Genomic DNA, 24814 nt, shown 5'->3' with positions numbered 1-24814 from the left:
ATCGAGTCAGTCCTCCGCCCCGCCGTACGCCGACGCCTGCTCGAGGCTGGACTCGAGCTTGCGGCGTCGACTCGGCGCGAACAGTCCGGTTTCCTCGCAGTTCTCGTAGCACCAGGTCCCGAACGCGGGCGCAGCTTCGTCGTCGATGCCGAACCAGTAGCCCCCGGACGACGTTTCGGAGAGCGCTCCGACCGGGGCGTCGACGGGACAGTCGGCGAGCAGCTCGCGAACGAGGTCGAGTAGCTCGCGATCGTCGTGGACGAACGAGATCCCGACGGTACCGCTCGAGGACTTGAAGCAGACCGTGCCGCAGCCCTCGAGCAGTCCGCGGAGCAGTTCGCGGTCGTACTCGGTGAAGGCGCCGAAGCGGTAGGTACCGCGGCCGTCGACGGGCAGTCCGAGCCTGCTGTCGCGACCGAGGAGGGTCGACGCCGCGTCGTCTCCGTCCCCGTTCGCGCCGATCGAGAGCGTGTACTCGTCCTCGGTCCGGGTGATCGACGTGTCGTGGGCGTACTCGCGAGTCGTCCGCTCGTGGGCGACGTCGCCGCCTGCGATCGCCGCGAGTACCCGTGCGGACTCCTCGTCGTTCGTGACGACCTCGATGCCGTCAGCCGTTACGTCGCCGCTGCCGGCGACGTGCCCCCAGAAGTACGCCGTCGCGGGGTGGCCCGCGAGCGGGTCCGCCGGGACGTCGATATCGGTCGCGGGTTCGGTCTCACTCATTCGCCCACCTCCCGGACGACGATGGCGTCCGTCGGGCAGGCCGCCGCGGCCTGCCGTGCTTCGTCGATGCGGTCGTCGTCGAACGTCGCGACGACGCGGTCGTCGGTGTCCGCGACCTCGCCCTCGCAGTCGTAGACCGGATCCGCGCCGGGATCGATCGTCGCGAGCCCGTCCGTTCCCTCCACGAACCGCGGGTCGCGGGTCAGGCAGGCGAAGATCCCGTCGCAGGCCTCTTTCTCGATGGTGACTTCGTATCGCGCCATCGTCAGTACTCGTACTTCGTCTCGTAGCCCCGCGGGCGAACCATCCGGTCGTCCCAGACGTAGGTGTCCTCGGTGCCGACGACGATCGTCGTCGTCATGTCGACGATCTCGCGCTCGCCGAAGTCCTCGAGCTCGCCGAGTTCGGTGATCAGAACCGCCTCGTCCTCGCGACCGGCGCCGTGGACGATCCCGACGGGCGTGTCCGCGTCGCGGTGGGTGAGCAGGATTTCGCAGGCCTTCTCGAAGTTCTCGCGACGCTTGCGGCTCCACGGGTTGTAGATCGTGATCGTAAAACTCTCGCTCGCGACCGCGTGCAGTCGCGACTCGATCTCCGGCATCGGGACGAGGTGATCCGACAGCGAGATCGAGACGGTGTCGTTCACCAGCGGCGCGCCGAGTCGAGCAGCACAGGACTGCGCGGCGGGGACGCCGGGCACCACGTCGAAGTCGACCATCGAGGCCGTCGCACCTTTCGACTCGAGGATCTCCAGGGCCAGGCCCGCGAGCGCGTAGACGTTGGGGTCGCCGCTGCCGACGATCGCGACGTCGTTGCCCGCCAGCGTCCGGTCGATCGCCTCCTCGGTGCGCGACACTTCACCGCACATCGGCGTGTCGTAGATCTCGTCGGCCTGCTCGGTGATCTCGTCGGGAAGGAGCTCGATGTAGGTCGTATAGCCGACGATGTGATCGGCGTCGAGCAGCGCCGTCTTCGCCCGCTCGGTCATCCCCTCCGGCTGTCCGGGGCCGAGGCCGACGGCGGTCAACTGCCCCGGGTCGGCGTCGAAGTCGTCGACGGTCGCGCCGACCTCCTTTTCGTTGCTGCCCGAGTCGTCGGAATTCGAGGCGCCGCAGCGACTCGAAGACGAGGAAGCGGGGCTCGAGGAAGCACCGCACTTCGACTCGCTCGAGTCGCCGCCGCTGTCGCCGCTCGAGCCGCCGCAGTTGGAAGTCGATTCGGCGTCTGCGTCTGCGTTGGTATCCGTACTCATGGGTTCGTGGCTGTCAGTTTCAGAAGTCCTCGACGTCGCGCCCGCCGCGCGGGGTGACGAGGTACGTTCGGTCGTCGTTGCGCCAGGTCTCGGTCTCGTGGGTGCCGATGATCAGCGAGGTACCCATCCCCGAGACCTTGTCGTCGTGGGCGGCGGCCTCGCCGAGGGTCGTAACGTGTTGGCTCTCGCCGTTCCGGCCGGCGTCCGCGCGGCCCGCGTCGTTGACGATGGCAACGTAAGCGTCGTCCGTCCGTTCTTCGCGAACGATCTCGACCGCCTTTTCGTAGTTTCGCCAGCAGTTGTAGAGCACGATCACGAAGTCGCTGATCGCCGCCGCCCGCAGCTTCTCCTCGATCTCGTCCCAGCCGCGCCACTTGTCCGACAGCGACACGGTACAGAAGTCGTTGCACAGCGGCGCGCCGACGGTGGCCGCGCCGCCCAGCGCCGCGGTCAGGCCGGGGACGATCTCGATCGGCACGTCCGTCGCGTCCTCGTCCTCGGCCATCTTGAAGACGAGGTCGGACTTGCCGTAGACCGACGGATCGCCGCCGGAGACGTGAGCGACGTCTTTGCCCTCGCGGACGTGATCGAACGCCGCGCGCGTGAGTTCGACCTGCCGACCCATCGTCGAGCGGACGATCTCCTGTTCGAAACCGTCCTCGCGGGTGGCGATCCCGTCTTCGTCGACGGCGTCCTCCGGGGGAAGGGTTCCGTCCTCGCGGAGGAACGCCTGGTAGAGATCGGAGGCGATGACGACGTCGGCCGACTCGATGACCGCCTTTGCCCGTTTGGTCATGTGGTCGGGGAGGCCCGGGCCGATACCGACGACGTAGAGGGTGCCGTGGTCGTCGGGGGTGCCGCCGGCCGCCGCATCGGCCGATTCGGCGTCCGAACTCATCGACCGATCGCCACCGTAACCTCGTTCTCGTAGCTGATCTTCTCGAGGACCAGTTCCTGTTCCGCACCGCCCGCGATCGCGGAGGCCTCGGAGACGCCGGGCCAGCCGATCAACTCCTTCGATTTCGAGGGGGTCGGCCCCTCGTGTTCGAGTAGCGTCTCCTTGTCGAAGGCGACGACGCCCAGATCGAACTCCCGGGCGGCCTCGAGCAGTCCTTCCTCGTCTTCCTTCCGAGTCGCGGTGCCGACGAACTCGACGTCGTCGACGTCGTAGTCGGTTTGCTCGAGGGCCTCTTCCCAGGCTGCGAGGAAGGCCCCTTTGCTCGCGCCGGAGACGCTGCCCGTTCCGAGGACGATGCCGTCGTCCTTGTTGCGCTTGAGCACCGTCACGTCGTCGCCGACGAGGACCGCCTTCGGGCCGTCGAGTCGGGCGACGGGGCCGAGTTCGTCGTCGAGGACGGCGAGGTTCGTCTTGACCGTCGAGTCGCCGTTGACGACGTGGGCGTCCATCGCCTTCGCCTTCGACTCGACGCCCTGCTTGCCGGCGGCCTCGCTCGCGGTCGTCATCGCCGGGACGGCGCCCATCGTCGCCAGGTCCTGTGCGACCTGGTTCGCGCCGTGGTGCCCGCCCGTGATCGGAATGGCCCACGTCAGTTCCTCGTCGACGACGCAGATCGCGGGATCGTCCCACTTGTCGTCGAGCAGGTGGGCGGTCTTGCGCATCGCGATCCCCGAGGCCATCAACCCGACGAAGCAGTCGTACTCGCCCCAGTGCTCCGCGAAGACGTCGCCGTGGTACTCGATGACGTCGATCGTTTCGTAGCGATCGCCGAGCTCCGCTTCGATCTCTTCGGCGGTGTCCAGCTTCCGTTCGAAGGAGATGATTGCGATCTCCTCGGCGACCTCCCCGTCCGAATCCGGCGTGGAACAGTGTCCGCCGTCCGAGTCCGATTCCGAATCCTCGTTCGCGCTGTCAGCGTTGTCCGTACTCATGGTCAGTCGTCCTCCGCGTGCGTTTCGGTCGCTTGCGCGTCCGGTTCCTTCGCCCGTGCGTCCGTCTCGTTCCCCTCGCTCGAATCGGGGCCACGATTCGCCCAATCGCCGTAGAGGTACGATCGCTCGTACCCGGCGCCGGTCACGGCGTCGCCGATGACGACCAGCGCCGACGCCCGGTACCCCGCGTCCTCCACCTTGTCCGCGATGTCGTCGATGGAGCCGACGATGACGTCCTCGTCCGGCCAGGAGGCGTGGTAGATCACCGCAACGGGCGTCTCGGGATCGCGGCCGTCCTCGAGCAGCCGATCCATCGTCTCCCGGACGGCGTGGGTCCCGAGGTAGATGCAGGTCGTCACGTCGCCCATCCCGACGAACTCGGAGATGTGGTCCTCCTCCGGGCTCAGGGTCTTGCCCTGCGGCCGGGTGAAGGCGACGTGATTCGCAACCTCGTTGAGCGTCAGTTGGGTTCGCAGCGTCGCGCTGGCCGCGAAGGCCGAGGTGACCCCGGGGACGAAGTAGGTCGGGACGCCCTCGTGTTCCAGGGCGTCCATCTGTTCCAGGGCCGCGCCGTAGATCGCGGGATCGCCGCTGTGGAGTCGAACCACGTTCCGGCCCGCCTCGTAGGCGTCCCGCATCAGCGGGATCAGTTCCTCGAGGTCCTTGCCGACCGAGTTCACCAGCTCGGCGTGGCCGCAGTACTCGTCCAACAGCTCGCTGTTGACCAGCGACCCCGCGTGGACGACGAGGTCGGCGTCCGCGAGCAGCTCCGTCCCGGCGACAGTCAACAAGCGCGGGTCGCCGGGTCCGGCGCCGACGAACGGGATCCCCTCCTGCTCGTCGCCGGCGCTGTGGGCGTGGACGCGGTCATCGAGGTCCCCGCCTCGACCGTCGCTCGCCGCGTCGATCGCCGTCTGTGGGTCCGACGCCGGGTCGTCGCTCACGGAAACCCACCCCACTGCCGATGCCAGTCGTCGAACCCGCTGTCACAGCCCTCGGCCCGTTCGTAATCGACCAGTCCGTCGACGGACGGGGGACGACGCTCGGACCCATCGTCCCCGGTCTCCGCTGCAGTCGACCGCGAGGACGCCGCCTCGAAGTCGGCCGTCGCCGGTTCGATCTCGAGGTCCGCGCGCTCGGCGTACGCGAGGGTGTAGTAGTCGCGCTCGGCGATCGCTTCCGGATCGTCGGTGACGATCGTTTCGCCCTGTTCCATGAACAGCCGGCGCCCGTAGCGGACGTCGTAGCCGGCGTCGACGAGTCCCTCGTGCGTCGCGGGTGCGTCGGTGACCTTGAAGAGGATCAGCCGATCTGGACCCGTCGGACTCGCGCCGCCGGCGGCCTCGCGGAGCGCGAGTCCCGCCCCCGCTTCGATCTCGACCCCGAGTGCGGTCGCGAACGCGGTCACTGCGCTGACGCCGGGGACGATCTCCAGGTCGACGGCCGGGTGCAGCGCGCGCATCGTCCGCCGGAGGTGGCCGAACGTCGAGTAGACGTTCGGATCGCCGAGCGTGACGAACGCGACGTCGCCGTCGCGGGCGTTCGGCGCGATCTCCGCCGCGGCCTCCTTCCAGGCCGCTCGTAGCTTCTCCTCGTCTTTCGTCATCGGAAAGTCGAGGTCGCCGACGACCGGTTCGTCGACGTGTTCGAGCGCGACCGACCGCGAGAGCCGACCCGGCGAGTAGACCACGTCGGCGGTTTCGAGCACTTCCTTCCCGCGTACCGTGACGAGGTCGGCCTCGCCGGGACCCAGCCCGACGCCGTAGAGCGTCACGGTCCGGCACCCCCGGTGTCGCGCCCGCCGCCGTCAGTCGCGACCGGGCCCGCTTCGTCGTCGCCGGGCTCGCCGTCGCTGGAGGCATCTCCGACGAGCATGTACACCGGATTGTCCGCGTCGAAACTCGTCGCGCCGGCGAGTTCGTAGCCGTGGCCGACCTGAAACTGGACGACCTCCTCGAGGATCTCGCGGTCGCGGAAGGCCTGCGCGGCCCGCCCGGCGACTTCCAGCCGGGAGACGTTCATGACGATTCGATCGACGCCGGTCTCGACGGCGTGATCGAGAACCGCCTCGTAGTTCCGGCTGCCGCCGAGAAAGAGCGCGTCGGCGTCGTCGGGAAGGCCCTCGGGGGCCTCGGTATCGCGAAGTTCGACCTCCGCCCCCACCAGGTCGGCGTTCGCCGCGAGGTTCTTCTCGGTCGTCTCGAGTCGCTCGGCCTTCCGTTCGAGCGCCGTCACGCGGCCCGCGTCCCTGGCGAGTTCGATCGTCACGGCGCCCGTGCAAGAGCCGACCTCGACGACGTGGTCGTCCGGGCCGGGGTCGAGCTTCGACCGCAGGACGGCACGAACCTCCGACTTCGTCGGCCCCGCCTTCGCGTCGTGGGGCAGTGCGATGGCTGGCATCACCGGGACATCTTCGGGCGCCAATAAAACAATTGTGTTTGGAATAGATCAACCTGCATTTCTCAGTCTGCGTGGTAATACAACAAGTGCAGTTGTTCACAACGGCCGAAACGCGGGCGGCCGGCGTGGCACCCGCTCGCGCGTCACTTTCCGTCCGGCCACGGGAGTGCCGGGATCCGGAGCGTGCCGCGAAGCGTGGGGGCCGCCACGCCTAGTCGGCGCGAGCGCCCGTGACGACGGTCCACGCGACGTACCCGAAGACGGCGACGACGAGGAGAATCGACCCCCAGACGACGATCGCGAAGCTCGTCGAGCCGATCGCGGCGGCCGGGAGGAGGGGAATCGGACTCATCGACGTCCCTCCGAGGACGGTTCGTCGCGACCGCCGTCGGTGACCGGATCGTCGAGTGTCCGAACCGTCCGATCGAGGGAGTCGAGGTCGACGGCCGCGTTCCCGAGCGCGGTGAGAAGCGCGGTCCCCGCGGCGGCGACCGCGGTCGCGCCGACGAAGGCGACGAAGAACGACGGCTCCGGGAGGACGGGTGCGAGCCCGGGGACGGCCGAAAGCGGCGCCCGGAGCAGCGGGAAGTGCGCGACCCCGGTGGCGATCCCGGCGAGGCTCGAAACGATCGCACCGGGGCCGGAGAGCCGACTCGTGTACAGCCCCGCCAGGAACGGGACGAAGACGGCCGCCGCGAGCAGGTCGGCGGTCAGGAAGAGTTCGAGCACGCTGTAGCCCCGGGCGCCGATCGCGATGGCCCCGAGCCCGACGGCGACCGTGAGCGCGCGGGCGCCGAGCCAGAGCGTGCGCTGATCGGGGTCGTCGAGCAGGCGGGCGAGGTCGGCCGTGACGACGCTCGCGACCGCGTTGAACATGGTGTCCGCGGAACTCATGACCAGCAGGACGGCCAGGACGACGATCACGAGGGTTACCCAGGCGGGGAACGCCTCCTCGAGGACGAGGAAGAAGGCGATGCTCGCCGTTCCGGACTCGGTGAGTCCGAGCGCGGCCGCCGCGACGCCGAACAGGCCGGCCAGGAGGAGCATCGGGATCACGACGACGGCCGCCACGCCGAACCCGTACCGGAGCGAGGTGCGGCCGTCCGCGGCGTACACCCGCTGCCACATCCCCTGGTTCAGCATGTTCGCGCCGACGATCGCGAACGCCACGTAGATCCCGAACTCGAGTCCGGGCCGGAACGTCGGATCGAGGAGCGCCGGCTCGCTCGCGATCGCGGTGGCGTGGAGCTCGCCGGTCCCCCCGAGAGCGAGCACGGCGCCCGCGAAGCCGACCGCGAGCAGGGGCAGCAGGACGAGCGTTTGTACCGTGTCGGTGACGATGCTGGCGACCAGCCCGCCGTAGGTGGTGTACAGGAGGACGAACCCGCCGACGAGCAGGGCCGTCTGCCAGGCCGGCACGCCCGCGACCAGCGACAGGGCGCTGGCGATCCCCGTCAACTCCGCCGCGAGGAAGACGAACATGTAGAACACCGAAACGGCCAGGACGAACGCGTACATGCCGCTCCCGAAGCGGGCGTAGGCGAACTCCGTGAGCGAGTGGCCCGCCGGCATGATCGCGCGGATCCGCGCGCCGACGGGGATGAAGCACAGTAGCGGGATCGCGCTGCCGACCGCGTAGCCGAGGATCGCCGGCAGCCCGCCGAACGCGGCGCCGGCCTCCGCCGGACTGAACAGGATCCACGCCCCCATCATCGACGCGACCACGGTGGCAGTGAGCGTGCCCCGACCGGCCCGGCCCCGAGCAGAAACGAAGTCTTCCACGGTGCGAACGCGGCCGCGCGAGGCGAGCACGCCGACGCCGGTAAACGCGAGTACGGTCGCGACCGTGACGACGAGCGCCAGCGACGTCGACACCATCTACGCAGCCCTCCGCGCACTCGAGGCCATCGTCGCCGTCGGCGGTGTACGTACGGTCCCGTCATCGACCGCCGAGGTGGCGAACGGTTCAGCCGACCCCGTTCCGGGTTCGATTCTCGCCGGGCGCCAGTTGCCGATCATTGTCGAAGCTGACCCTGGCAGCCGTATATAACTTACTTGTACAACTCAGTAATGGCTTGCAGAAACGGGCCCGACGATCCCGCCGGAAGTGCCGTACCGGAACGGAGAGATTGCAGGAATCGGTCGACGAAATCGCTCTCCGGACGAACGTGCGTGAACGGCCGGCGGGCTGTCGCGGCGTGTAGCGGGGGAATGTGTGGCGTCGACCCGACAGTCTCGTGGACGCCGCAGGTCGGTTTTCACGACTGCACGTTTCGTTCGTCCGGTCCAACGCCCTCAGGCCGGCTCGAACGGCCGGAGAACGTCCTCGATCGCGTCGCGGTGGGCGACGACGTCCCCGACGATCGCCGTCGCCGGCGGCGAAACGTCCGCGGCCGCGGCCCGGTCGACGACCGTCGACAGCGTGGCGCGGGTGACGCGCTGGTCGGCCCACGTCGCCCGCTCGACGAGCGCGATCGGCGTCTCGCCGTCGACGCCGTGCTCGCACAGGGCGGCGACGTTCCGGTCGAGGGTTCGGACGCCCATCACCATGACGAGCGTGGCGCCGCTCGCGACGTCGTCGGCGAGCGCGGCCCAGTCGAGCGCGGACTCCTCTTTCTCCGGGGTCTCGTGGCCGGTGATGACGGTGACGCGCGACGCGACGTCGCGGTGGGTCAGCGGGATCCCGGCGACGCCGGGCGCCGCGATCACGCTCGAGACGCCCGGGACGACCGCGAACGGAACGTCGCGCTCGGCGAGATAGCTGGCCTCCTCGCCCCCGCGTCCGTAGACGAACGGATCGCCGCCCTTCAGGCGCACGACGGCGTCGCCGGCGCGCGCCCGCTCGACCAGCCGCTCGTTGATCGCCGATTGGGGCGTCTTGTGCTCGACGCGCTTGCCGACGTCGACGACCTCGGTCGACTTCGGCAGGGACGACACCATCGCCTCCCGCACGAGCGCGTCGTGAAAGACCACGTCCGCCGTCTCGAGCACCCAGCGGGCTCGCACCGTCAGGAGATCGGGATCGCCCGGCCCCGCGCCGACCAGGTGGACGGTCCCGGGTTCAGCTTGCGCTCGCGCCGGAATCGACGGCTCCGGGCGTTCCGCCTCCCGGCTCCCCGTCATGGCTCGGGCGCCGGGCGCCGATCGACGTCGTATTCGGTCGTCGCGGTCGGCCGGCAGGCCGCCACCCCCGAAAGCCCCGCGTACGCGCCGGCGATCCCGGCCCACAGCGCGCCCTGGCTCACCGCGGCGGCGCCCTGCACCGCGGCGAGGAGGGCCGCGTCGACGGCCGGCTGCGAGACGATCGTGGGCGCCGCCGCGGCGAGCGTACCCATCACGAGACAGACCGGGAGGAGCGCGACGGCGACGGCCGGGAGTCGCCCGCGAGACCGGACGCGCCGATAGCCGACGATCGCGGCGCCGGAGGTGAGGAGACCGACGCCGACCAGTCCCGCGTAGATCGCGAGCCGCGCGTCGACGCCGACGCTCGCCGCCGCGCCCGGCGCCGTCGGCGGGAGCACCAGCCACGGTACGACCGAGAGCGAGACGAACCCGGCCGCGCCGAGGACGAACGCTTTCACGGCGCCTCGCCCGGGAAGCGCCGGTTCCAGCACGAAGTAGGCGACGGCGAGGGCGCTCGCGAGCAGAATGGCCCAGAGGACGCCGCCCGCGGCGCTGACGATCGTCCCGGTGAGGTCGGAAACGGCGCCGGCGTGTTCGGCGGCACCGGCGTGCCCGTCGCCGTGGACGTGTTCGTGCCCGTGCGAACCGCCGACGGCCTCGACGTAGCCCAGCAACGGACTCGCGACGAGCGCGACGTACAGCCCGTACGGAATTCCGGCGACGAGTCCCGCCAGCACGCCGCGCTTGAGCGAGGTTTCGAGCATCAGTGACAGACGATCCCCGCGGCGTGGCGGAAGTCGTGGACGGCATCGTGAACGAGCGGTTCCTGGAGCACGACCAGTGCGAACGTCAATGCCGACACCAGTGCGAGCAAAGTCGCCAACTGGGCCGGCGTCGTCGTCTCTCGGGCGAGTTCGATGCGGTGGCGAACGGTGTCCGCTTCGTTCGTCGCAGTCATGAAATCTGAATTTCTCTACTGAAAGTGTGTTTGTAAAACTTGTGGTGTTCGGCGTTGACGGCTTTCCTCGGGCCTGCCAGGTGCAGAATGGCTATCTATCAGAGAACGAATACGGTCGGAGGGCGGTAACGCCAGCCGGACAGCGACAACAATCGGCCGCGTGGAGTGATTTGCTCCACAAGTCGTGGCATTCTACGTTCCAAGTCGGACCTGCGGAATTCTTTTGTGAGAATACGGCGTGATCTACGTATGAACCCGAGTGGCGATCGTTCGCAGGTGTTCTCCGCCCTCGGGTGACCCGCCACGATCGTCCGATCTCGATCTCGGCGTGAAATTCGCGGACGAGTTATCCGAGCGAGAGCGCTTCGAGAAGCGATGTATCCTCTCCGGCGATCTGCAAGGCGAGGCGTTCCCGTTCGTCGACGTGTCGGACCTCGAGTCGCTTCCGCTCGCTGTTGCACACGATGCCGTACACGGCGAACTCCTCTGCGGTGATGAGCGAGCGTTCGAGCGGTTCAAAGCGGATATCGACGCGGAATTCGACGACCAGCGAGAGGCGCTCCGTCGCCAACAGTGTGCCGTGATCGATCGAATCGCGGAGGAGGGATCGCGTGGTTGACGAGCGGTCGTCTCGATCAAACTCGAACAAATCGAGCGATAGCACGGCGAGCTCAAGGCGAAGCAGGGGACGATCGGCCGCGACGAGTTCCGTTCGAGTACGACCGAGCGCCGGGCCGTCGAACGGATGTTCGAAAACGCGATTCGGGCGTGCGCCGATCTCGCACGACACGTCGCCACTCACGCGTTCGGATTTGACGGAACGACATCCAAAGACGCGATTCGCGTTCTTCACCGCGAGGGAGTGGTCGACGAAGCCACGGCCGAGACGCTCGTCGCTGCGATCGGATTTCGGAACGTGCTCGCACACGAGTACGGCCACGTCGACGACGAGGAAGTGTTCGAAACGCTCCAGACGGGACTCAGCGTATACGAAACGTACAGCCGACAGATCGCGCAGTGGGTGACAGCACGCAGCTAAATCGGCCGTAGGCGCCTTCCAGACTCAGTTCAATCTATCGACGGCGACTCGCGATCGAAAGCGGAACCCAGAAAGTCGCGGCGTCCCTATGATACCTACCATGGCCAGAACACTGACCGTCGACGGAATGAGTTGCGAACACTGCGAGCAGACCGTCGAGGAGGCGCTCGAAGACGTGCCCGGCGTCCGTGCGGCGTCGGCCGACCACGAGGCCGACAGCGCGACCGTCGAGGGCGACGCCGACGACGCGGCCCTCGTCGACGCGGTCTCGGACGCGGGCTACGACGCGTCCGCCTGAGGACGAGCGCTAGCCGTCCCAGGAACGACCGCCCCCGGACGTCTCGGACAACCGTTCACGGACGTCGGTCACGATCCGGTCAGCCACGCGGTGTGCCCCAAAGCGCGCGGGCCCTTAGTCCGCTGCCAGCACGCGAGCCAGGGAGTCGGCGGTTTCGTGTGCCGCGAATCGACCGTCGTCGAGCGACCAGTACTGGGCGGTCCGCCCGGTCGCGGCCGTCGTCCGAACGCACTGCGGGTGACACGTCAGGAAGAACACCTGGTTCGTGGCCGACAGCTGATCGAGCACGGCGAACACGCGCTGTAAGTGGGTCGGATCGAAGTTCGTCGCGGCGTCGTCCAGCACGACCGGGAGCGACGCGTCCGTCTGCCTGATTCGGGCGAGTCGGACGGCGAGGAAGAGCTGCTCCGCCGTCGCACGGCTCAACTCGCCGATGCCGTGGGCGGGTCCGTCCGGCCGAAGTGCGCGGAACGAGAGGTCCTGGACGCCACCGTCCAGCTCGATGCCCTCGTACGCCCCCGTGATCTCGCTGAAGATCGCGCTCGCGTCGGCGACGAGCGAGTGGACGACGTCCTCGAGCAAGCGCTCGTGCAGTTGCCCGACCATCGCCTCGGCGATCCGGTTGACCGCGTACGCCTCGCCCAGCCGTTCGAATTCGACCCGGCCCTCGTCGATTTTCGCCTGTGCCGCCTGCAGCTCGTCCTCCGAGGCGAGCGCGTCCCGGCGCTGTTCGAGTTCGACGCAGGTTTCCCGGATCGCTTCGCGCTTCGTCTCCAGTTCGTCGATCCGGTCGTTTGCTTCCCGGACGGCGTCGGCGATCGCCTCCGTATCGGGGTACGTCGCGGCGGCTTCCCGGACGACGTCGACCCAGGGTTCGTCGTCGCGGAGCGGCTCGAAGACCGCCCTCGCGGAGGCCGTCTCCAGTCGCGTCTCGACCTGCGTTCGGAGTCGATCGCGCTCCTCGAACGCGTCCTCGAGACCGCCGACCCGCTCGGCTTCGTCCGTAAAGGCCCGAATGTGCCGGAGTATTCGGTCGTCGTTCGCGGACGCATCGATCGACCGCGCTTCGTCCCACTCGGTGAGGACGGTATCGATATCCGCGATGCAGTCGGCTCGCTCGGTTTCCGCCCGTCGCACGTCTCTGGCGAGTTCGAGGTCGGCCGCGACCGTCTCGAGGGTCGCGAGGAGCTCGTCGGCGCCCGCCAGCGGGTCCTCGACCGTCCACGATGGTTCGGTCACACGGTCGAGCAGCGTCGCGACCGCTTCGAGGTCGCTCGCTAGCTCTGCCTTCTCCCGTTTCCAGTCCGCCCGGTCGCCGCGGAACGCCGCGATGTCGTCGTCGAGTTCGACGACGCGCTCGTAAAAGTCGGGAACCTCGCCGGGCGGTAGTTCCGCTGGCAGCCCCAGGCGCGTGACGAGTTCCGTGAGGTCGTCTTCCGCGTCCTCGAGTTGCGTCTCGAGGTCGGCGCGTCGCTGCGAAGCGGCCTCGATATCCCCCTGCAGAGTCGCCACCTGACTCTTGACTTCGCGATAGGGGTCGACGTCCACTGTCGGCTCGACGGACACCGTCGAATCGATCGCGTACAGGCCGACGCCGAGGAGGGCGAGTCCGACGAGCCCGCCGACCAGCGGGGTGGTCGCGAGGCCGAGCCCGGTCCCGACCGCGATCGCGAACCCCGCGACGAGCGCCGGCTTGCGCGTCGGAACCGGGATCTCTCTCGTCCCCTCGCGTTCGGACTCCATCTCGGCCAGCTCCGACTCGAGTTCCGCCTTCCGCGTTCGATCGGCCTCGAGGGCGGCAGCCACCTCGTCGCGGTCGGCCCGAAGCTCCTCGACCGTCGACGCGATATCGGTGACTCGAGCCGTGTCGACCGCACTCGTCGCTACCTCGTCGACGTGTGCGAACGATCCGTCCCAGTCCGAGTGTTGGGCCGCAACCGCCCGCTCGAGTTCGCGCTCCCTCGTTTCGAGGGTCGCCCGCCGCTCGGCGAGGCGGTCGGCCGTCTGCGCCCAGAGCGGTCGACCCGCCGCGAGCGATTCGATATCGTCAGCGTGCGCCAGGAGCCACTCGTCGTACTCGCCGGTCGTCTCGATCGACGCTCGCCGGTCGAAATCCCGTCGCGCCTCGGCGAGCGCGTCCGTCGCCGCCTCGAACCGGGCTTCGAAGTGGTCGAGCCGATCGGTCAGGTGGGTCGGGAACGACTCGACGGCGGCGCGGTCGACCTCGTCGAGCCGCGCGGACAGCGTCTCGAGCCGGCGGACCGGCTCGAACAGCTCTTCGAGCACGGTCAGTCGGTTTCGCGTCCGACGTCGCCGATCGATGTCCGCCTCGATTTCGGCCTGGTCCGCCCGCCTGGCGTCGAGTTCCTGCGTGACGGTCCGGTGTTCGTCGACCTGCCGGCTCGCCTCGTTACGGGCCTCGATCCCGTCCCTGACGGTCTGGTACGGGTCGTACAGCCGGGACGTCTTGGTGTTCGGATTCCCCCTCGAGAGCCCGATCGCGTCCGCCCCGTCGGCGAACGTCGCTTCGATTTCGGGAATCTCGGCGATATCGCCGTACGCGCCGCCGAGCAAGACGCGAGCCAGGTCGTCGGCATCGTCGATCCCCGGCGGAAGGCGCCGGAGTTCGTCGAGGCTGATCGTGTAGAGATTCCGGTACTGCCGTTCGGTGACAGGCCCGAAGATGGCGTCGGCGTCGACCGCCGGCCCGTCGTCGATCGGCGAGACGGACGGACTCGCGTGGCCGTTCAGGACGTACCGGTAACGAGCCCCGTCGTGGGAGAGTTCGGCGTCGATCCGGTAGGCGTCGGTCGCCGGCGGCACGCCGTCGCTCCGGTCGACGCCGTCGGGGAACTGGCGCAACGCCTCCATGAACGTCGTCTTCCCGGCCCGCTGGGGGCCGCCGATGACGACGAGGTCCGCGTCGAGGGTCTCGAGCCTGGCGTTTCGGAAGCAGCCGAAGTCGTCGATTCGCAGGTCGGTGAGGCGCATCTACGTCGCCCTCCGCAGGGCCAGTTCCTCCAGAACGCGCTCGCGGGCGCGGTCGATTAGTTCGTCGAGGCGCTCCTCGGTGAGCGGGAGTTCGTCCGGTCGCACGTCCTCGTGATCGTCCACCGGTTCCCAGGCCATCCCGACGTGCTCGCGAAAGCGGTCTCGCGCTTCGTCCCCGTCGAATTCGTCGGCGAGCGCGAGGAGCTCGTCGATCACGCGGTCGTCGCCCCGGAGGTCGTCGATCGACGGTATCGGCGGTCCGGTCGCGTCCCGGACCGCCTCCGTCCAGACGAACGGCTCTCGAGCGGCGAGTCCGCCCCGAAGTCGACGCGTGAGTTCACCGAGCGCGTCCTCGTCGCTCGCGAACGTCTCGTGGACGGGGCCGTTCCCGGTCAGCTCCCACCGGCAGACGTAGCCGTCGACGCCCCAGTCGGGATCGCGGACGGTCACGCTCGTTCCGTCGAACGGGTCGGCCGGCGGGGGAACGTCCTCGAGGACGGCCTCGATCCGGCGCTCGACGTCCGGAATCGAGGCGACGTCGTCGGCCCCCACGTCGACCTCGACGGTCCGCCAGACGACCGGACTCGTCGGGACGAACTCGATCTCGTAGTCGCCGTCGGCGTCGAGTTCGACGAGGTAGCCGCCGCCCGGGCCCGGCTCCCTGCTGTGACGACCCTGCGGTACGCCCGGATAGGCGATCGGCCGGTCGCCCTCGAACACCCGCGGCTCGTGAACGTGGCCGAGCGCCCAGTAGTGGATGTCGTCCTTGCGTTCGAGGTCGCTTCGGGCGACCGGGACGTACCGCCGGCCGTCGGGGTCCAGTCCCGTGTGGAGCACGCCGATGTTCGGGATCCGGTCGTCGGCCGGCGTGAACCGGCGATACATCGAGCGGCTCTCGTGGCGGTCGCGATAGGATTGTCCCCAGATCCTGGCCTCCGGCGCGTCGGCGTCGGGGTAGTAACACTCCTCGGGCTCTTCGTGGTCGAACTCGTGGACGGTCTCCGGCAGGTCGACGTAGTCGGTCGCGCTGCCGACGGGATCGTGGTTGCCGTAGGAAACGTAGGCCGGAATATCCCGCTCGGCGAGGCGCTCGAACTGCGCTTGCAGGAAGGTGTTGGCCCGGACGCTCCGCGAATCCTCGTCGTACAGGTCGCCCGCGATGACGACGAAGTCCACGTCCGCCTCGATCGCCGTCTCGAAGAGCCGTTCGACGGCGGTGTAGACCGCCGAATCGAGCGCTTCGATCGTTTCGGTCGATCCTCGATGCTGCGCGTTGAGCTGGCTTCCCAGGTGGAGGTCCGCTGCGTGGAGGAACCGGACACTCATTCGTTACCGTGAAAGACGCCGACAGCGGCATGAATCATTTGGTAGTCGGGGCGGTTCGGCGGCGCCACCTGTTCAATTCGGCCCCATCGGCGACCCGATCGTCGGCCCGGATCGGGCGAGTACACCACTCGGGGAACGATTCGCCCGTCGGACCACCTCCGGAGCGCGGAACGAGACCGCTCGAACGACGGCTCCCGATCGACCTGGGGCGACCTCGGTTCCGCGGAGTGATCGCCGTCACGAGGCGTTCGGTGCAGCGAGCCAGCCGGCGGCCGGATGCGGTTCCACCTCGGGAGGTCGAACCCCCTCGCACGGCAGTCGCTTATGCTGCCTGCCTACCAATCGGCGGTATGAGCGTCATTGCCGAGTTCTCCGTGAAATCCGACGATCTCGCACTCCATCACGCGCTGACGGCGACCCCGCGGATGATCGTCGAGATCGAGCAAGTCGTGGCGACGATGGAGGATCGAGTGATGCCGTACTTCTGGGTGAGCGGCGTCGAACAGGAGGCGTTCGAGGACGCGTTTCGAGACGATCCCTCCGTGGATCACGTCGTGCTTGTCGACGAAGTAGACGAGGCTCGGTTGTACCGGGGTGAGTGGACGGAAAACGTCGAGACCATCGTCTACGCGTACGTGGACCTCGGGGCGACCATCCTGCAGGCGATCGGGAAGGCCGACACCTGGGAACTGCGGATGCGATTCGACGGTCAGGACTCCCTCTTGCAGTTTCAAGCGTACTGTGACGAGACGGGGATCTCGTACGAGCTCACTCGAATCCAGGAGCAAGAGCAACCGATGGCGAGCGCGCAGTACGACCTCACGCCGGCCCAGCGCGAGACGCTGGTCACGGCCCTCGAAGCCGGGTACTACGAGGTGCCGCGGGAGCTGACGATGCGAGAACTGGCCGACGAGATGGGGGTCGCCCAGCAGACGCTCTCGAACCGATTCCGCGCCGCTCACAACAATCTGATTACGAGTACGCTGACGATCAGTCACTCGGACGAGCGAGCAGAGGAGTAAGTCGCTCTCCACGAATCGTCAGGAGTGCACGACCCGAAATAGTACTATACAGCGCTCCTCCTCTTCCGTGATCCGGCACTGCGTTCGGGTATGGTTGGGACCGCAATCGAGTTCGACGCGATTCTCGAAGCGTGTCAGGATCAGCACCGCCGCATCGTCCTTTCGAAACTCGCTACGGCTCCGGCGTCAGTACCTGTCGACGAGCTGGCGGCGGCGATCGCCGAGCAGAACCCGTACGCGCCGGCGGCGGCCGTTTCCGAGGCGGAACTGACGCGGATCGAGATCTCGCTGGTCCACACCCACATCCCGAAGTTAGAAGCGCTCTCGCTCGTCGAATACGATCGGGACCGCCACCGTGTGGAACCGACACCTCGGTTCGAGCAGTCAGCGCCCGAACTCATTGCTATCATCGAGGCCGATCCCGAACGGCCGGAAGGGCCGTTCGGTCGCGAGATCGTCTAGGGCCGTCAGCTGCGACGCCGGCCTGGTATCCGGTTCTGAACAGAACAACGACAGTAGTCAGTGCACCGACCGCTCGAACGACAGGGTCTGTCGCGCCGCGGGGACGCAACCGACGCCCTCGATCCAGTGGCCAACGGATTCGAATCGACCCGCCAGGGGTGCACCTGAAGCAATTATCACGCTCGACCGCCGAGGACCGGTATGCAGCGGCGCGATCAGCCGACGGAACCATCCGGAAGCCAGGGCGTGCGGGACCGAGCCACCACTCCGACGGAGGACGTGGCGTGACCGAGGACCCGCTCCCGGCCGAACACTGCTCGCCGCTCGCCGCGCTCGTCGACGAGGTGCTCGCGAGCGTCGGCTACGAGGTGGCGGCCGCCGTCGACGCGATCGACGACGCCGTCCCCGGCCACGGCGGGCTCTTCGACCCCGCGACCACTCCAGCCGAGTTGCGTCGCGCGCTCGAAGAACTGCAGGGGTCGGGGCTCAGCAGGCCGCCCGTTCCCGAGCCGACGAGCGACGCGTTCGTCCTCTACGTCGACGGCAGTTCGCGCGGGAACCCCGGCCCCGCGGGAGCCGGCGCCGTCATCGTGGACGCCGGCGAGAATCTGGATCCAGGGGAGAATCAGCTCGACGCGTCGACGAACCAGCTCGCCCGTCTCGGTCGGCCCGTCGGGTCCCGGACGGGAAACAACACCGCCGAGTACGTCGCCCTCCACCTCGGACTCGCCGAGCTGGCGGCTCGCTACGAGCCGCGCCGGGTGGACGTGCGCATCGACTCGATGACGGTCATCAGCGACGTCTGGGGCGGCGACGAGCCGACGGAACCGGGCGTCGAGACCTACAGCGAGGCCGTCGCGGTGGCCCTGTCGCGAATTCCGGACCACCGGTACACGCACCTGGCCGACAGCGACCCGAACCCCGCCGACGCGCTGGCGACGGTTGGCGCCGATATTGCGGCGCTCGGACCGGGAACGTAGTCCGTCGCTCCGGCCGATTCGAGATTCGATTCCGGGACATTCCCTGCGGTCGCAACGACCATATCCACCGCCGGAGACGGGCTGTTCATACCTGGTGGCGCAGTTGCGAAGCGGGAGGACGATTGGTCTCCGGGAGGAAACCCGTTCAGGAGTGAAGAGAACGCCGTCTACGCCCGCAGAACGGGACGGTCATCGTCACGAAACGTCGACCCGAACGCGAGGATCCGGACCGGATGCATTTTTAATTATTAGTATTGGATGGGTGTTTGAATTGGTTGTAGAAATTTATTTCCCGACCAGGTACTCAGTAGCTAGCGTTAATATCCTCTCAGCGCAATAGGACACTATGAACGAAACTCGTTCTGAGAAGAACCGTTCGTCACTCACGGTCGTCGCGGTCGCGGCCACGGTCTTCGGCGCGATGGTCGTCGGTCTCGGACTCCTGCTCGTCCCGCAATCGCCGCTCGGCGGCGGGTAGATCGGGGCGATCGGACTCTCCCTCGCGCTCGCCGGCGTCGTGACCACCGACTGGGCCGGCGAGACGCTGGGCCTCTCGACGCGAACGCGCCACAGGCTGGCACTTTCGTTCACGATCCTCGCGCTGTTCTTCCTCGTCACGTTCGTGATCGTCAATTACGCGTCCGTCGAGCCGACCGTCATCGAGGAGAGCGACTGAGCGGTCCCGCACCGACGCGCCACCGCGGCTGTCGCGACCGAGACGGCGGTCGCCGCCCTCAGCGGTTCCGACTCACGGGGAACTTCACTCGCTCGGGGTGGTCGTTGAACCGATCGAGGATGGCCTCGTACAGCGCGTTTCGGACCCGGGTTCCGCGGCGGGGATGGACGAGATAGCGAAGCCGGAGCTCGACCCACGACTCCCCCTGGACGACGTTGACCGTCGGCCCGTCGTTCACGTCGAGTTCGACGGGCGTTTCGGCCAACCGGCGTCGGTACGAGGAGACCCCGCGGGCCATCTCCTCGCCGAGTTGCTCGGTCGCGACCTCGGTCATCACCTCCGAGGCGAAGGGCAGATCGGTCTCGTAGGCGACCTGGATCGACAGTTCGTTCCAGACGTACTGGACGCCCTCGCCGTAGAAGTTCACGACCCGCGCGGAGAGGATCGTGCTGTTCGGGACCGTGACGATCCGCCCCGACGGCTGATTCGACGAGACGAGGTCGCCGCCGATCTCCCAGACCTCCGTCACGAAGAAGTCGATCGAGACCACGTCGCCGCGCATCTCCTCGATCGCGATCCGATCGCCGACCTGGTAGGGCCGTTTGATCACGATGTAGAGCCAGCCGATGAGCGAGAACAGCGGCTGCTGGAGCGCGAACGTGATCGCGAACCCGACGATCCCCAGCGAGAAGATCACGCCGACCCACTCGCTGGTGAGGATGCCGAACACGGCGATCACCGTCAGCGCCCCGAACACCAGCCGGAGGACGTTTCGCACGTCGTGCCGACGCCGCTTGTTCGCCGTCTGCCCGAGGAATGCCCAGACGATCGCGTAACTGCCGTACGCGGCGGCGACCACCGCCGCGACCGAGAGCGCCACCACGGCGAGCGGTTCCAGCGCCACGCCGTGGATGCGACCGTCGAGTCCGACTCGGCGCACAGCGAGGGAGCCACCGTACAGGGCGATCCCACAGCCCAGCGCGACGTATCCGGTCCGGCTCATACGGGGCCATTCGGCTCCGCCTTGAGAAACCCACGCATTCTCCGCGGAGGGCTCGACCGGGAGACGGCGGTCGCGGAGTACGAAACGCAGAGCACGTCGGCTCCGATCGGTGCGCACACTTGTGCGGTCGGTACCCGATTCCGAATGGCACGCACGTCGATACGTGTCGCCGGCTCCGTGGTCCCTCGACGGACGATCGTTTTCAGCCGTCCCTGAGTAACGACGGCGGTAGTGCCACCACTGAGCGCAACGGCGATACCACTTCGTCGGAACATCGCAGACCGCCTCGGCCGGGATATGAATAGAAGTTTCATTATCCCACGCTTAAATTACATAAAGAATGCATGACCGACCCCCGAAAGTAGATAGAAAGTCTACACGAACGGATCCGAAACTCGACACAGATTTCGGACGCCGATCGGGAGCTGTTGATCGCGTTCAGTGACCGGATGGATCTCCTCAAATCCGAGTACACGGACCACTGCCACGACAAGCTCCTCCGGGACGAGGTCGACGCCGAGTTCCTGGAGGTGCTTGAACCGGACGTTGTTCCGTCGGACGGTGATCAGACGCTTCGACTCGACTATGAACGGATCGACCCAGTTCTGCCACGTTTCGTCGTCGGCGTGGGTGGGCGGCATCTCGAACGAGGGGACGACGGATTCAATGCAGAATTGCAACATGGCGATACTCGTTCGATGGTTGGCATTCGGGAGCGCGTGCCGGAGGATCAGGTTGGACATGAGCTCCCCCGCGACCGTCGGCAGCGCCTCGCCCCACGAGACGTGACCGTGCGGGTGACCGACCTCAACCGTTCGACCGTTCGTCACGCGGACGTGCAGCCGCCTCCCACCGATCAGAGAAGTCCGAGAGGTTCATCCCGGCCGCACATCCCTCGCAGCAGTACCGCACCGCGTCCGCGTACTTCTCCGCGAGCGACGCCGGCGGCGCGATTTCTATTCTGAAGAGGGCGGACGGCGCCACGGTGCGATCACACCGGTAACACGCGCGGTTGCGAGCCGGCTCGCCCCCTCCGCCGCGGGATCGCTCGACGGATTTCATCCGAGAGCCCTCCGTTCCGGCGACGCCGACCCGGGGATGCGTCTCGGCCCCCAATCCTCGAAACCGAACGTGAACGGCGGATAGCGATTCGACTCTCTAGACCGCAGGCGTGCGAGACCTTTTTGTCTCAGAGGTGTGTACGCAATCATGGCTGACAAAATCCCTGATCGGGATTTGGAAGCCACGTCTCGGGTGGCCCTATCACCCGGGGCATTTCTACCCCCAGCGGAGCGCGTGGCTTCCGTCCGGATGGTTGACGTGATGAGTAATATAATTACTGGAAATTGTGCGGAATGAATCGCGTGCCCCGAAGTGGTTACGAAGCGTCGCGGTATCGGTATCGAGGATCGAAACGCGTCTCGAACGACCTCTCCCGTTCACCGTACTCCTGGGCGACATGTCCGCCCCGGTTCGACGCTACTGTCAGGCGAAAGACAGCGGTTATTCGACCGCAGCCAGCGCCTGCTGCGGACGTTGACGAGCAACGTCGCTCGAACGATATCGAACCCGCGAGATGGTAAACGACCCGTACACCTTTCCGTACCTATTCCTAATAGGAATCGTATGGCCAATAGGAAAGAGTCAACGACGATCGAACTGGAGTACCCGTTCCCTGACGAACGGATATTCCGGTACCAAGCGATGCAAGACGTCCTCTCGATCGTCGTCGACCAGCCGTACTCCGAGTTCACGATCGGGGAACTCACGACATTGATCGACGGTTCCCAGGCGACCGTTTCGAAGTCCGTCAAGCTGCTCTCGGCCGTCGGGGTCGTCAAAACGCACAAGGAGGGGCGAAAACAGTACGTCGGGATCAACCGCGACCGACTCAACAAGCCCGACCCAATCCTTTCCATTCCACAATCGGAGTTCCACGAACCGGTTCGGGCGTTTCTCGACCGACTCGAGGACGACGTCGACCAGTTAGTCGGTGTCGTTCTCTTCGGAAGCGTCGCCCGAGGAGAAGCGGACCGGGCCAGCGACGTCGATCTCCTCATCGTGGTCGAAGAAGACAAAACGTCGGCTCGACGTGCCGTCCAGTCGATCGTCCGCGAGCTTCAGGAGACGAAGTTCGACGGGAACCGGTACGCGTTCCAACCGATGGTCGAATCCGTCGAGGGCGCCCGGAGAATCGGCGAACGACTTCGAGAACAGTTCGACGACGGAATCACGTTGGTCGGGTCGGATCAACTCACGGCGGTGAGAAAGGAGGTGTACGCCGATGGTGAGTGACGACATCCGGGACGATCTGGCGGCCGCCGAACGAACGTTCGAGGAGTCACCCGTAACGATCGAAGCCGGCCTCGACGTCACCGATCCGGAACTGGTCCAACTTCGTCGCGCGTGCCGGCTTCTCGCGGCCGGCTCACACCTCCGAGAGCGGGGGTATTACACGGTCGTGATCGAGTCGTCCTTCGTCGCGATCGGGCGTTCCATTCAGTTCCGGCTCATCCACGACGGGGCGATGGCTCCCGAGGAGATCATCAGCAGTCCCGGCGGCTCTACCAGCGAGGTTCCCAGGCCGGCCTCTACGACGACCGGTTCGGTGACGAACTCGCCGATTTGTGGAGCCACAACCGGACGAAGACGTATTATCGACTCGGAATCGCGACTGAAGAGCAGGCCGAAGCGATGCACCGCCTCGCCACCAACGTTCACCACCATCTCGTCTCGACGAGTCGAGTCAAACACGAATGCATCTGCGACCCGTGACCTTGGGAGACCTATCGAAACGCGATCCAGATAGACCGGTGCCTCGGCTGTCGAAGAGCGGTTCGAGAGCTTAAAAAAACACTGACTCCGACGAATCGCAGGGCGACGCCGATCTAATCCGGGAGTACGAGGGTGTCGCACGTTCGATCCGCGCAGAAAGCCTAGGCCGGGATTTGAACCCGGGCTCTCGTCCTTACCAAGGACGCGCTTTACCGCTAAGCTACCCAGGCGCGCAGGTCAGTCTTGCTTGGAGGCAGGTAAATCGGTTTCGATTCGGGGCCTCCTCCCCTCGGGTGGTTTCGCCGCGGCCGCGCCGGCCGCATCCGTTCGGCCGGGATCAACGACTGCGGCGACCGCCTTCAGCCGTCGCCCGCGGTCGAGGAGCGATCGGGGCCGGCGCCGTCGCTCGCGAGGCCGTCGACGGGTCGCGCGTCGACCGTCTCGAGCCACTGGTCGGCCGGCGGGAACGACGGGCCGGACCGCGAGGCGAGCGTCGCCGCGACCGACTCGATCGCCGGGTCCGGTGGTGCGCCGGCGGCGGCCGCGCCCGCTTCGACGGCGAGGTCGAGCACGTCGCGTTCGAGGCCGGCGTCGAGGGCCGCCGCGTCCGCGTCGGGCGCTCGGCGCCGGGTCTGGTCGCGACCGAACGAGCGAACGGTCTCGACGGCCGTCGCGGCCGCCGCCGTGTCGGCCAGCAGCGAGAAGCCGCGGGCGACGAGGACGTCGGCGGCCACGATCGCCAGGTCGGCGGGCTGTTCGGTCGTCGACCCGTCGGCGGGCTCGTCCCGCCGTGGGGCTTCGTCGGCGGCGTCCGCACTCCGGTCGGGAGCCGACGTCTCGACATCGGCCGCAGTCTCCACGTCCACCCAGGGCTCGTCGTGGGCGAGCGAGCGGGTCAGCTGCAGGCCGTCGTAGATGAGTTGCGTGCCCGCGGCCAGCGCCACGACGTCGTCGAGCTCGACGGCCGGCTCCGCGGCGACGGCGCTCTCGATCGTCAGGACGGCGGGCGTGAGCGTGCCATCGTCAATCGCGTCGAGCAGTCGTTGGCGAAGCGGTGGCGGTGAGACGTCCGCCACGGCGTCGTGGGCGGCGCGGCGACACCGGGCGACCCGATCCATCAGCCAACGGTAGCGGCGGCGGACGCAAAGACCTTTGGAAAGTGTGCCCAGCATCGGGATATGATCGAGGTGACGACGGCGCCGGTGGCCGACGGCACACCCGTTCGATGGATCTCGCTCGACCGCCCCGCGGCGAAAAACGCGCTCACGCCGGCGGGCCTCGACGACCTGCGCGCCGCGGTCGAGTCGGCCGACGAGGCGGTCATCGTCCTCCGGGGTGCCGGCGACGCGTTCTGTGCGGGGGCCGACCTGGGGACCGTGGCGGCGCTCGACCGCGAGGGCGGCGCGAAGCTCGCGCGGCAGGGCCAGCGCGTGGCGAACGCGATCGAGGCCCGGGACGCGCCGGTCGTCGCGGCGATCGACGGCCCGGCGATGGGCGGCGGGCTCGAACTCGCGCTGGCCTGTGACCTCCGGATCGCGACGCCGCGGTCGACGTTCGGCGAACCGGGCGTCACGTTCGGCCTCTTCGGCGCCTGGGGCGGAACCGTCCGCCTGCCACGGGTCGTCGGCGAGGGCAACGCCCTCGATCTGGCGCTCTCCGGGCGGACGATCGACGCGGAGACGGCGCTGGGGATGGGGCTGGTCAGCCGAATCGAGCCCGAACCCGAGTCGGTCGCCCGCGAGCTCGCGGGGAATCCGTCTGCGACGACCGCCGCGGTGAAGGCCCGACTGCGCGACGAGGCCGACGCAGAAATCCGGTACGAGCGCGAGGTCGAGGCGTTCGCCGACCTCGTCGAGCACCACCGCGATCGATTGCGGGAGCTCGGTGAGTGACCGC

General features: G+C 67.6%; 28 protein-coding genes, 1 tRNA gene and 2 pseudogenes. 10 read left to right on the top strand and 21 right to left on the bottom strand.

Annotated features, from left to right (window positions below):
• Positions 1-6 precede the first annotated feature (6 nt).
• The 14 genes from MXA07_RS05360 to MXA07_RS05295 all read right to left on the bottom strand — a co-directional run bounded on the left by MXA07_RS05360 (position 7) and on the right by MXA07_RS05295 (position 10917).
• Complete coding sequence (locus MXA07_RS05360; protein ID WP_247731017.1) at positions 7-723, bottom strand: cobalamin biosynthesis protein; 717 nt, start codon at positions 721-723, stop codon at positions 7-9.
• Positions 720-986, bottom strand: coding sequence for a ferredoxin (locus MXA07_RS05355; protein WP_247731016.1), 267 nt, complete (start codon positions 984-986; stop codon positions 720-722). The genes MXA07_RS05360 and MXA07_RS05355 overlap by 4 nt, the downstream gene beginning before the upstream one ends.
• A gap of 2 nt (positions 987-988) precedes the next feature.
• Complete coding sequence (cobJ, locus tag MXA07_RS05350; protein WP_247731015.1) at positions 989-1975, bottom strand: precorrin-3B C(17)-methyltransferase; 987 nt, start codon at positions 1973-1975, stop codon at positions 989-991.
• A 19-nt stretch (positions 1976-1994) separates the two neighbouring features.
• Complete coding sequence (locus MXA07_RS05345) at positions 1995-2873, bottom strand: precorrin-3B C(17)-methyltransferase (RefSeq protein ID WP_247731014.1); 879 nt, start codon at positions 2871-2873, stop codon at positions 1995-1997.
• On the bottom strand, positions 2870-3865 hold the full coding sequence (cbiG, locus tag MXA07_RS05340) for a cobalt-precorrin 5A hydrolase (RefSeq protein WP_247731013.1): 996 nt from the start codon (positions 3863-3865) through the stop codon (positions 2870-2872). The genes MXA07_RS05345 and cbiG overlap by 4 nt, the downstream gene beginning before the upstream one ends.
• Positions 3866-3867: 2 nt before the next feature.
• Complete coding sequence (locus MXA07_RS05335; RefSeq protein WP_247731012.1) at positions 3868-4809, bottom strand: cobalt-precorrin-4/precorrin-4 C(11)-methyltransferase; 942 nt, start codon at positions 4807-4809, stop codon at positions 3868-3870.
• Positions 4806-5639 (bottom strand): cobalt-factor II C(20)-methyltransferase, encoded by an 834-nt coding sequence (locus tag MXA07_RS05330; protein WP_247731011.1) that lies wholly within the window; start codon positions 5637-5639, stop codon positions 4806-4808. Before MXA07_RS05330 ends, MXA07_RS05335 begins: the two co-directional genes overlap by 4 nt.
• A complete protein-coding gene (gene cbiT / locus MXA07_RS05325) occupies positions 5636-6265 on the bottom strand; it encodes a precorrin-6Y C5,15-methyltransferase (decarboxylating) subunit CbiT (RefSeq protein ID WP_247731010.1) in 630 nt (209 codons plus the stop codon). The genes MXA07_RS05330 and cbiT overlap by 4 nt, the downstream gene beginning before the upstream one ends.
• A 211-nt stretch (positions 6266-6476) precedes the next feature.
• Positions 6477-6617, bottom strand: a complete 141-nt coding sequence (locus tag MXA07_RS05320) for a hypothetical protein (protein ID WP_247731009.1) — start codon at positions 6615-6617, stop codon at positions 6477-6479.
• Positions 6614-8143 carry a sodium:solute symporter family transporter gene (locus tag MXA07_RS05315; protein ID WP_247731008.1) on the bottom strand — a complete coding sequence of 510 codons (1530 nt, stop codon included), beginning with the start codon at positions 8141-8143 and terminating at the stop codon, positions 6614-6616. The genes MXA07_RS05320 and MXA07_RS05315 overlap by 4 nt, the downstream gene beginning before the upstream one ends.
• 417 nt (positions 8144-8560) lie before the next feature.
• Positions 8561-9388 carry a uroporphyrinogen-III C-methyltransferase gene (gene cobA / locus MXA07_RS05310; protein ID WP_247731007.1) on the bottom strand — a complete coding sequence of 276 codons (828 nt, stop codon included), beginning with the start codon at positions 9386-9388 and terminating at the stop codon, positions 8561-8563.
• Positions 9385-10152, bottom strand: coding sequence for a CbtA family protein (locus tag MXA07_RS05305; protein ID WP_247731006.1), 768 nt, complete (start codon positions 10150-10152; stop codon positions 9385-9387). Before MXA07_RS05305 ends, cobA begins: the two co-directional genes overlap by 4 nt.
• On the bottom strand, positions 10152-10346 hold the full coding sequence (locus tag MXA07_RS05300; protein WP_247731005.1) for a CbtB domain-containing protein: 195 nt from the start codon (positions 10344-10346) through the stop codon (positions 10152-10154). Before MXA07_RS05300 ends, MXA07_RS05305 begins: the two co-directional genes overlap by 1 nt.
• A gap of 346 nt (positions 10347-10692) precedes the next feature.
• Positions 10693-10917 carry a hypothetical protein gene (locus MXA07_RS05295; protein WP_247731004.1) on the bottom strand — a complete coding sequence of 75 codons (225 nt, stop codon included), beginning with the start codon at positions 10915-10917 and terminating at the stop codon, positions 10693-10695.
• Positions 10918-11037: 120 nt separating this feature from the next.
• Here MXA07_RS05295 and hepT point away from each other — a divergent pair, with 120 nt between their 5' ends.
• Positions 11038-11385: a type VII toxin-antitoxin system HepT family RNase toxin gene (hepT, locus tag MXA07_RS05290; RefSeq protein WP_282102551.1), complete on the top strand. Its 348-nt coding sequence runs from the start codon at positions 11038-11040 to the stop codon at positions 11383-11385.
• A gap of 100 nt (positions 11386-11485) precedes the next feature.
• Complete coding sequence (locus MXA07_RS05285; protein WP_247731002.1) at positions 11486-11683, top strand: CopZ family metallochaperone; 198 nt, start codon at positions 11486-11488, stop codon at positions 11681-11683.
• A 114-nt stretch (positions 11684-11797) separates the two neighbouring features.
• On the opposite strand, the gene MXA07_RS05280 is transcribed toward MXA07_RS05285, so the two are convergent.
• Positions 11798-14674 carry an AAA family ATPase gene (locus tag MXA07_RS05280; RefSeq protein ID WP_247731001.1) on the bottom strand — a complete coding sequence of 959 codons (2877 nt, stop codon included), beginning with the start codon at positions 14672-14674 and terminating at the stop codon, positions 11798-11800.
• Positions 14675-16000 (bottom strand): metallophosphoesterase family protein, encoded by a 1326-nt coding sequence (locus tag MXA07_RS05275; RefSeq protein WP_247731000.1) that lies wholly within the window; start codon positions 15998-16000, stop codon positions 14675-14677.
• 350 nt (positions 16001-16350) lie between these two features.
• On the opposite strand from MXA07_RS05275, the gene MXA07_RS05270 reads away from it, so the two are divergent.
• From MXA07_RS05270 to MXA07_RS05255, 5 genes are all read left to right on the top strand, one after another.
• Entirely contained in the window at positions 16351-17022 is a 672-nt protein-coding gene (locus tag MXA07_RS05270) for a helix-turn-helix domain-containing protein (protein WP_247730999.1), read from the top strand.
• A 90-nt stretch (positions 17023-17112) separates the two neighbouring features.
• A complete protein-coding gene (locus tag MXA07_RS05265) occupies positions 17113-17484 on the top strand; it encodes a DUF7344 domain-containing protein (RefSeq protein WP_247730998.1) in 372 nt (123 codons plus the stop codon).
• A gap of 284 nt (positions 17485-17768) precedes the next feature.
• Positions 17769-18464, top strand: coding sequence for a ribonuclease HI family protein (locus MXA07_RS05260; RefSeq protein WP_247730997.1), 696 nt, complete (start codon positions 17769-17771; stop codon positions 18462-18464).
• 346 nt (positions 18465-18810) lie between these two features.
• Positions 18811-18942, top strand: coding sequence for a hypothetical protein (locus tag MXA07_RS18150; RefSeq protein ID WP_282102538.1), 132 nt, complete (start codon positions 18811-18813; stop codon positions 18940-18942).
• Between the two features lie 39 nt (positions 18943-18981).
• A complete protein-coding gene (locus MXA07_RS05255) occupies positions 18982-19140 on the top strand; it encodes a hypothetical protein (protein ID WP_247730996.1) in 159 nt (52 codons plus the stop codon).
• 58 nt (positions 19141-19198) lie between these two features.
• Here MXA07_RS05255 and MXA07_RS05250 read toward each other — a convergent pair whose 3' ends face one another.
• The 3 genes and pseudogenes from MXA07_RS05250 to MXA07_RS05240 form a co-directional block, all read right to left on the bottom strand.
• Positions 19199-20143: a mechanosensitive ion channel family protein gene (locus MXA07_RS05250; protein ID WP_247730995.1), complete on the bottom strand. Its 945-nt coding sequence runs from the start codon at positions 20141-20143 to the stop codon at positions 19199-19201.
• A 503-nt stretch (positions 20144-20646) separates the two neighbouring features.
• Positions 20647-20931, bottom strand: a pseudogene (locus MXA07_RS18230) (DUF8172 family protein); the annotation flags it as partial.
• Between the two features lie 19 nt (positions 20932-20950).
• Positions 20951-21205 carry a hypothetical protein gene (locus MXA07_RS05240; protein ID WP_247730993.1) on the bottom strand — a complete coding sequence of 85 codons (255 nt, stop codon included), beginning with the start codon at positions 21203-21205 and terminating at the stop codon, positions 20951-20953.
• A gap of 474 nt (positions 21206-21679) precedes the next feature.
• Here MXA07_RS05240 and MXA07_RS05235 point away from each other — a divergent pair, with 474 nt between their 5' ends.
• On the top strand, positions 21680-22438 hold the full coding sequence (locus MXA07_RS05235; RefSeq protein ID WP_247730992.1) for a nucleotidyltransferase domain-containing protein: 759 nt from the start codon (positions 21680-21682) through the stop codon (positions 22436-22438).
• A pseudogene (locus MXA07_RS05230) lies at positions 22428-22918 on the top strand (DUF8154 family protein). Before MXA07_RS05235 ends, MXA07_RS05230 begins: the two are co-directional and overlap by 11 nt.
• Positions 22919-23076: 158 nt before the next feature.
• Here the strand turns inward: MXA07_RS05230 and MXA07_RS05225 are convergent.
• Positions 23077-23148: transfer RNA gene (locus tag MXA07_RS05225), tRNA-Thr, on the bottom strand.
• A gap of 129 nt (positions 23149-23277) precedes the next feature.
• Positions 23278-24036: a DUF7114 family protein gene (locus MXA07_RS05220; protein ID WP_247730990.1), complete on the bottom strand. Its 759-nt coding sequence runs from the start codon at positions 24034-24036 to the stop codon at positions 23278-23280.
• Between the two features lie 60 nt (positions 24037-24096).
• On the opposite strand from MXA07_RS05220, the gene MXA07_RS05215 reads away from it, so the two are divergent.
• Positions 24097-24810 (top strand): enoyl-CoA hydratase/isomerase family protein, encoded by a 714-nt coding sequence (locus MXA07_RS05215; RefSeq protein ID WP_247730989.1) that lies wholly within the window; start codon positions 24097-24099, stop codon positions 24808-24810.
• Positions 24811-24814: the final 4 nt, after the last annotated feature.

It is taken from the genome of Halovivax limisalsi (assembly GCF_023093535.1).
GTDB classification, from domain to species: Archaea; Halobacteriota; Halobacteria; order Halobacteriales; family Natrialbaceae; genus Halovivax; species Halovivax limisalsi.
The sequence above is the reverse complement of the archived record's forward strand: the minus strand, read 5'-3'. Positions and strand labels throughout refer to the sequence as shown.

What these genes read in the sequence shown, in the direction of transcription:
- MXA07_RS05360 (WP_247731017.1), bottom strand. Translation starts at nt 723, where the DNA reads ATGAGTGAGACCGAACCCGCGACCGATATCGACGTCCCGGCGGACCCG.
- MXA07_RS05345 (WP_247731014.1), bottom strand. Translation starts at nt 2,873, where the DNA reads ATGAGTTCGGACGCCGAATCGGCCGATGCGGCGGCCGGCGGCACCCCC.
- MXA07_RS05305 (WP_247731006.1), bottom strand. Translation starts at nt 10,152, where the DNA reads ATGCTCGAAACCTCGCTCAAGCGCGGCGTGCTGGCGGGACTCGTCGCC.
- cobA (WP_247731007.1), bottom strand. Translation starts at nt 9,388, where the DNA reads ATGACGGGGAGCCGGGAGGCGGAACGCCCGGAGCCGTCGATTCCGGCG.
- MXA07_RS18150 (WP_282102538.1), top strand. Translation starts at nt 18,811, where the DNA reads ATGAACGAAACTCGTTCTGAGAAGAACCGTTCGTCACTCACGGTCGTC.
- MXA07_RS05275 (WP_247731000.1), bottom strand. Translation starts at nt 16,000, where the DNA reads ATGAGTGTCCGGTTCCTCCACGCAGCGGACCTCCACCTGGGAAGCCAG.
- MXA07_RS05315 (WP_247731008.1), bottom strand. Translation starts at nt 8,143, where the DNA reads ATGGTGTCGACGTCGCTGGCGCTCGTCGTCACGGTCGCGACCGTACTC.
- MXA07_RS05240 (WP_247730993.1), bottom strand. Translation starts at nt 21,205, where the DNA reads ATGAAATCCGTCGAGCGATCCCGCGGCGGAGGGGGCGAGCCGGCTCGC.
- MXA07_RS05270 (WP_247730999.1), top strand. Translation starts at nt 16,351, where the DNA reads ATGAGCGTCATTGCCGAGTTCTCCGTGAAATCCGACGATCTCGCACTC.
- MXA07_RS05250 (WP_247730995.1), bottom strand. Translation starts at nt 20,143, where the DNA reads ATGAGCCGGACCGGATACGTCGCGCTGGGCTGTGGGATCGCCCTGTAC.
- MXA07_RS05320 (WP_247731009.1), bottom strand. Translation starts at nt 6,617, where the DNA reads ATGAGTCCGATTCCCCTCCTCCCGGCCGCCGCGATCGGCTCGACGAGC.
- MXA07_RS05215 (WP_247730989.1), top strand. Translation starts at nt 24,097, where the DNA reads ATGATCGAGGTGACGACGGCGCCGGTGGCCGACGGCACACCCGTTCGA.
- MXA07_RS05280 (WP_247731001.1), bottom strand. Translation starts at nt 14,674, where the DNA reads ATGCGCCTCACCGACCTGCGAATCGACGACTTCGGCTGCTTCCGAAAC.
- MXA07_RS05300 (WP_247731005.1), bottom strand. Translation starts at nt 10,346, where the DNA reads ATGACTGCGACGAACGAAGCGGACACCGTTCGCCACCGCATCGAACTC.
- cbiT (WP_247731010.1), bottom strand. Translation starts at nt 6,265, where the DNA reads ATGCCAGCCATCGCACTGCCCCACGACGCGAAGGCGGGGCCGACGAAG.
- MXA07_RS05285 (WP_247731002.1), top strand. Translation starts at nt 11,486, where the DNA reads ATGGCCAGAACACTGACCGTCGACGGAATGAGTTGCGAACACTGCGAG.
- MXA07_RS05355 (WP_247731016.1), bottom strand. Translation starts at nt 986, where the DNA reads ATGGCGCGATACGAAGTCACCATCGAGAAAGAGGCCTGCGACGGGATC.
- cobJ (WP_247731015.1), bottom strand. Translation starts at nt 1,975, where the DNA reads ATGAGTACGGATACCAACGCAGACGCAGACGCCGAATCGACTTCCAAC.
- MXA07_RS05265 (WP_247730998.1), top strand. Translation starts at nt 17,113, where the DNA reads ATGGTTGGGACCGCAATCGAGTTCGACGCGATTCTCGAAGCGTGTCAG.
- cbiG (WP_247731013.1), bottom strand. Translation starts at nt 3,865, where the DNA reads ATGAGTACGGACAACGCTGACAGCGCGAACGAGGATTCGGAATCGGAC.
- MXA07_RS05220 (WP_247730990.1), bottom strand. Translation starts at nt 24,036, where the DNA reads ATGGATCGGGTCGCCCGGTGTCGCCGCGCCGCCCACGACGCCGTGGCG.